Genomic DNA, 6,222 nt, shown 5'->3' with positions numbered 1-6,222 from the left:
TAAATGAAAATATAATAAACCACTATTCTCTAAATGAATAAGAGAATAGTGGTTTGGATTTTTACAGAAAAAATTGAATATCCTATTATTTTTTTACGTCAATCGCTGAAGTAATATCGTTCCAATCAGCAGCTAAATTAGCAGTTTTACCATACCAATCAGCATGTTTAAATACAACACCTTTTCCATATCCTTGTGTAGAAGTATGCTCCCAAAGTGTCGTTGAATAACTTGCTGAAGGCGATGCTGTACTTACAGAAGAAATTCTATCATTCCAGCTAGAAGGCAAGTTTTTAAAACCGCTGCTCCAGTAAATATATTGGCCACCTTTATCTTTATGTTCATAAAAATCAGTACTACCAGCACCGCTACCTAAAGGATTAATTTTATTTTTAAGTGCTTTTTTATCCTTTTCAATATAAGCATCTAATGTTTCACGGCTAGTAAAACCGTAAGCTAGCCAATCTCCATTTTCATTTTGCTCTGGTAATACCATTGTAATTTGGATGTTTTTCTTATCCTGATCACTTAATTTTGCAAATGAATTAACATTCTGTTCATCCACTTTTAAATAGTCAAATGACTTAATTGTGTTACTTTTTTCTTCAGCACTTACTGCACCTAATCCTCCAGTTAATGCAAATCCCGCTACTAGTGTACCTGCTACTAATTTCTTCAACATATAACCATCCCTTTTTGTTTAGATTTTTGTACAGGTGAATCTTTGTACTATTAAAATGTATTCCAATCGAGAACTATTGTAAATATTCTGAAGTTTTAGAAATAAAAGGCGGAATATTTACAGTTTTGCATTTTTTCTTTAGAAAAAATAGTTATTGGAATGATATAATAAATAGATATATCGCTTTTGTTGGATGTTAAAATGTTTTAGGAGGGAAGCTATTGAAGTATTTCAATAAAGATTGGTATAAAGAAATGCAAATTATAGAATTTGTAAGTTATATAGAGTCTATAAAAGAATGGTCAGAAATGGATATACAAAGTTTAATTGAGGAAATAAAGGAAAGGAAAACAGATTTATTAAAATTCCTTCCTGAATCTATACATCCATTTATTCATAGCATCACAATTAATTCAGAATATCCTTCTAGTGAATTGAAAAAACTTATGAAAGAATGGATAGGGGATTGTGAGAAAAGAAGGGCTCATTTAGATCGATTCTATTTATATCACTTCCATTCAATTAAGAAAAAACTCCCAACAAATGTTATTCAGTTACATGATTACTCACTACATGATAGTGTAGTCAAATCAGTAGAGAGAAGATCAAAAGATACGCTAATTATTACTTTAGATTGCAGTGGTACTTTCAGTGAATTTGATAAACTGCAAGTAACTTTTACAGGCGTAACGAAGTGTTCAATTCCGGAAAATTTTGAAGGTGCTTGGTGGTTAAGTCATGAAATAGATCTTACTAATGAAGGGTTCGAATTCGGTGTTTTATTTGATTGCCCATTTGAAGAAGTGACGATTTGTGCAAAAGACGTATTGCTTGAAATAGGTAACTAGTAAACTTTATAACTTTACAAACAAAAAACAGTCTTATAAGACTGTTTTTTATTTAGATGCTAAATTATCAAGTTTCCAAAATGTATCTGTTAACGGTGCAGCTTTACTATCTATGTATAAATACATAGAATTTAAATCTTTTGGTGAAGTTTTCATATTAAATACAATGTCGCTAGTTAAAGAAAACTCAGAAGGAACCTTTTTAGCATTTTCATTTTGTATAACTTCACCTTCGTATTTTTCACCCGTTTTTTCATCTTTTATGAAATATTTTATTTCTGAAAGATCTATCGTTTGTCCGTCAGTACGAGCATTATTTATAGTAACGCGAGCTGTGAGACGCCACTCTTTGTCTATTTTCTCGAATTTTGCATTTTCAACAGTTGCTCTATAGTATTCATTTTTATATATTTCCCCATAGTGCATTGCATCCTTTTCAAGAGCGCTCTTTTCTTGTTTTGGTGTAGTATTTCCATTACATCCTGCCATTAGTCCTGTTAATAATAATGCTGTACAAGTTACTTTAATTATAGATTTCATAATAATTCCTTTCTGTGTTAAAAAGTAAAGCACAGGAATAATTTTACATCAATAGGAAGGGGAATGGAAGTATATTTATGTAATATACAGATATTCATTTATTTAGTTGTCAAGTTAATGGGATAGAAAGTGGGTGAAAACGGTATAAATCTGAATAAATAAGAATTGGAAATATTGTAATACAGAAAAAGCATGCATATAATTAAAATAAAGATAAAATTTCAGAATCTTCAATGACGGTGGTGGGTACATGTTTACTGAAGAGCGTAGAGAGAAAATTTTAGAGTTACTTAAGAAAGAGGGAAGAGTAATCGCTAAGGATCTTGCGGAAAGTTTCGATATGTCTATTGATTCGATAAGAAGAGATTTATCTATTATGGAGAAGGACGGCCTATTAAAAAGAACGCACGGAGGTGCAGTTGAACTTACGCGAGTGAGAAACTTAGCTACTGAACCATCGAAACGTTATCGTGATAGTTCAATAGAGGAAGATGCGATTGCGAAAGTTGCTGCATCCTACATACAAGAAGGCGATTCCGTTTTTATTGGCGGGGCTTCTATTCATTATGCGATGTTAAAATATTTACCTGAAATGTCATTTACAGTGATTACGAATTCTTTAGAAATTGCTAGTAAGTTACGGGATTATAAGAATGTAGATACGTACTTAATTGGTGGAAAGGTGAAACCATCAGGAAATATGACAGATACACTTGCCTCAGAATTGATAAGTAGATTCTCTATTGATCTGTATTTCTCTACAGGCGGTGGCATTTCATTGAATGGTATAAGTACTGCTACGCCGGAAGTTGCTTATTTTGGAAAAACAGTAAGTAAAATTGCTAGAAAAAACATTTGTTTAGCTCCTCATACAAAACTAGGAATAGACTGCTTTATAAAAGGAGAGTCAATAATAGAAATTGACCTTATCATAACAGATGAAGAGGCTAGTAAAGAAACAATTCAACAATTTGAGAAACAAGGTAAAGAAATTGTAATAGCGTCAATACACCTCATTTAAAAGGAGTTTAAGATGATTATAAAAAGACAAGAGTTTCATATAAATGGATTAACTTATACAATTCGTTCAGCGGCTGAAACGGATGCGGAGCAGTTATCAGAAATTAGAGTTCAGATCGATGGCGAAACTGAAAATATGGATAGAGAAGCTGGAGAGGGATTTATAGATAAGAAAGGGTTTCAAAAAATAATAAAAACAGATTGTGAAGAGATAAAGAATCTGTTTTTAGTTGCAGAAGTGCACAACCGAATCGTAGGATTTTCAAGATGTGAAGGTTCTAATTTGAAAAGATTAACCCATAAAGTAGAGTTTGGTGTTTGTATTTTAAAAGAGTTTTGGGGATATGGAATGGGTAAAAGTCTATTGCAACAATCTATTCAGTGGGCTGATGAAAATGAAGTGAAAAAGATAGCATTACAAGTGTTAGAGACAAATGAAAAAGCCATTCAACTTTATAAGAAATTAGGTTTTGAAGTAGAAGGTATTTTGAAACATGATAAAAGACTGTCGGATGGGAAGTATTATAATACGGTAGTAATGGGAAGGTGTATTTGAGGCTGTTCATAAAAGAGGTGGAAATGTATGTTTTATAGAAGAAAGTACTATATAGTAAAGAATGAATTTATAGAAATATTTAATGAGCATTTTACTAACACGAACTTACCTAATCAATTAAAGCATGGTTCCAGGCTAATAGGACGCTGGATGAAAGATAACAATGATGGTACAACTGAAATATTCGCCATATGGGAATATGATAGTTATGACGAGTATAAAGAGATAGAATCGAAAATTAGAAGCGACGAGAAGCATGTTAAAAGAATACATGATTGGTATGAAAAACATGGCGGAAGAGAATATGTTTTACAGAAGTACATAGTAGATTTAAAAAATGAAGAGTTAGTATGTACTGTAAAGTGATAGAGGAGTGAGGAATGATGAAAATTAAAACAAAATTATATTTTAGTTTAGCATCTACCATTTTATTTGCAATAGCAGTCATAATTTTCTTTATAAATGATACTCCACAAAAGTGGTTTTGGTTATGTATTTTTTTTGCGTCCATTATACAAAATATAGTTCTATTAAAAAAGAATAAAGAAGCGCATTAAGATATTCAAATTATTAACATTTTTGTGTCGTCTTTCTAGTTTTATTGAAAACGCTTTTATTCAGTTTTATAATATAACTATGTTTTTATAGATCTCCAAAACAATGAATAGGGAGATGATACAATGTTAGCTTCACCGTTTTACATACATACATGGAAAAAGTTTGTTGATGAAGGTGTTCTTGATTCGAACCGTATAAACAAAAGGATTTCAGAGTCATGGTATCGATGTAAACAAGCAAATGTGAATCCTCATATGAATAAAGGTCAGAAAATTTTGTCTTCTAATGTTTTTCAGGATCAAAAGAAAAAGAGTGAAATCTTCCTTGATATAGCAATACCTCAAATAAAAAATATGAGAAAAACCATTGATGAACTGCAAATGATGGCATTATTAATCGATCCAGATGGTTACGTTCTATCATTAAGTGGCAATCAGCAAACGTTGAAACGAGCGAAACATATTAATTTCATTGAAGGTGTGAAATGGACGGAAGCCGCTGTTGGTACAAATGCGATAGGAACCGCGTTACAGATTGAAGAGGCTATTATGATAAGTGGTACAGAGCATTATTCTGTCGCATCTCATAGCTGGAGTTGTGCGGCTGCTCCCATTCATAATGATGATGGGAAATTAATTGGTGTTCTAGATTTTTCCTGTCCAATTGAGTTTTCCCATCCATATATGCTTGGGATGGTAACTTCGATTGCACATGCGATTGAACGTGAATGTAGTATTCGAGTGCATCAAAATGAACTACACTTAATCCATCGTTTTTTAGATGTAATTGACAGTGATGAACAAGTTGTTATATGTAATCATCGTGATGTTATTATTTCTGCAAGCAAGAGTGTACGGGAACGAGTTTCAAATTGGTCACGAATGAAACTTGAAGATTTAATGCAAAATGGATTGAAACCTAAATTAGAAGTACCAGTATATAGTAATGATAGAATGATTGGGAAATGTATGTATGTAAAGGGAAATAAACAAGGAAATGTATTTTCAACGTCCCCATTTATAAGCGGAATCACTTTCCATGGCGTTATTGGGACGAGCAATGCATTTCAACATACTTTAGAAGAAATTAAGCTTGTATCTCCAACTGACGCTAGTGTATATGTTTGTGGTGAAACAGGTGTAGGGAAAGAATATGTAGCGAGAGCGATTCATGAAAATAGTCCAAGAAAAAATGGTCCTTTTATAGCTGTTAATTGCGGTTCATTGCCGAAAGAATTAATGGAAAGTGAATTATTCGGTTATGCTGAAGGAGCGTTTACAGGTGCACGACGCCAAGGATATAAAGGGAAATTTGAACAAGCGGACGGAGGTACAATATTTTTAGATGAAATTGGTGAAGTACCGCCAGAGATGCAAGTAGCATTATTGCGTGTTTTACAAGAACGAACAGTAACCCCAATTGGCGGTTCAAAAGAGGTACCGGTAAATATTCGTATTATTACTGCGACACACAAAGATTTACTGCGATTAGTAGAAGAAGGGAAATTCCGTCAAGATTTATATTATCGTTTACATGTATATCCGCTGTATGTTCCATCGTTAATGGAAAGAAAAGAAGATATTCCGTACTTCATACAACATTTTTGTGAACGAAAGAATTGGAATGTTGTATTTCCAAAGAGCATTTGTAATCAATTTTCACACCATGCATGGCCAGGAAATATTCGAGAATTATTAAATGTATTAGAACGTATTTACATTTTGTCGCAAGGACGGGAAATATCTGAAAAACAAATCTCTTTTTTATTACAAACTATGATGGGAAATCAACATCAACTTGCATTGCAAGCAGAAAATAAAACAGAGCATACATTAAATTTTCGTGAAAAAATACAGCGTGATAGCATGATTGAAGCGTTAGAAAAGACGAATGGAAATGTATCGTTAGCTGCAAAATTGTTAGATGTACCTCGAAGTACATTTTATAAACGGATGCAAAAATTTAGTCTATAAAAGTAGATTATTGTAATCTACTTTTTCTTTGTGGGCTCATGTTCT

The 6,222-nt window shown here is 32.5% G+C and carries 7 protein-coding genes; 5 read left to right on the top strand and 2 right to left on the bottom strand.

From position 1 onward, the window contains the following. Positions 1 to 85 precede the first annotated feature (85 nt). Positions 86 to 682, bottom strand: coding sequence for a hypothetical protein (locus MR113_RS00980; protein ID WP_061679771.1), 597 nt, complete (start codon positions 680 to 682; stop codon positions 86 to 88). A 221-nt stretch (positions 683 to 903) separates the two neighbouring features. On the opposite strand from MR113_RS00980, the gene MR113_RS00975 reads away from it, so the two are divergent. Then, positions 904 to 1,530, top strand: coding sequence for a DUF4085 family protein (locus MR113_RS00975; RefSeq protein WP_242250659.1), 627 nt, complete (start codon positions 904 to 906; stop codon positions 1,528 to 1,530). A 48-nt stretch (positions 1,531 to 1,578) separates the two neighbouring features. Here MR113_RS00975 and MR113_RS00970 read toward each other — a convergent pair whose 3' ends face one another. Continuing rightward, on the bottom strand, positions 1,579 to 2,070 hold the full coding sequence (locus MR113_RS00970) for a hypothetical protein (protein ID WP_242250657.1): 492 nt from the start codon (positions 2,068 to 2,070) through the stop codon (positions 1,579 to 1,581). Between the two features lie 250 nt (positions 2,071 to 2,320). On the opposite strand from MR113_RS00970, the gene MR113_RS00965 reads away from it, so the two are divergent. From MR113_RS00965 to MR113_RS00950, 4 genes are all read left to right on the top strand, one after another. Beyond that, positions 2,321 to 3,091 (top strand): DeoR/GlpR family DNA-binding transcription regulator, encoded by a 771-nt coding sequence (locus MR113_RS00965; protein ID WP_242250656.1) that lies wholly within the window; start codon positions 2,321 to 2,323, stop codon positions 3,089 to 3,091. A gap of 12 nt (positions 3,092 to 3,103) precedes the next feature. Then, positions 3,104 to 3,646, top strand: a complete 543-nt coding sequence (locus tag MR113_RS00960; protein WP_242250655.1) for a GNAT family N-acetyltransferase — start codon at positions 3,104 to 3,106, stop codon at positions 3,644 to 3,646. Between the two features lie 27 nt (positions 3,647 to 3,673). After that, positions 3,674 to 4,012 carry an NIPSNAP family protein gene (locus MR113_RS00955; RefSeq protein ID WP_242250654.1) on the top strand — a complete coding sequence of 113 codons (339 nt, stop codon included), beginning with the start codon at positions 3,674 to 3,676 and terminating at the stop codon, positions 4,010 to 4,012. Positions 4,013 to 4,326: 314 nt separating this feature from the next. Continuing rightward, positions 4,327 to 6,177, top strand: coding sequence for a sigma-54-dependent Fis family transcriptional regulator (locus MR113_RS00950; RefSeq protein ID WP_242250653.1), 1,851 nt, complete (start codon positions 4,327 to 4,329; stop codon positions 6,175 to 6,177). Positions 6,178 to 6,222 lie beyond the last annotated feature (45 nt).

Source organism: Bacillus cereus group sp. BfR-BA-01379 (assembly GCF_022663605.1).
GTDB classification, from domain to species: domain Bacteria; phylum Bacillota; class Bacilli; order Bacillales; family Bacillaceae_G; genus Bacillus_A; species Bacillus_A mobilis.
Note: the sequence above shows the minus strand (reverse complement) of the source record. Positions and strands in the feature narration are given on the sequence as shown.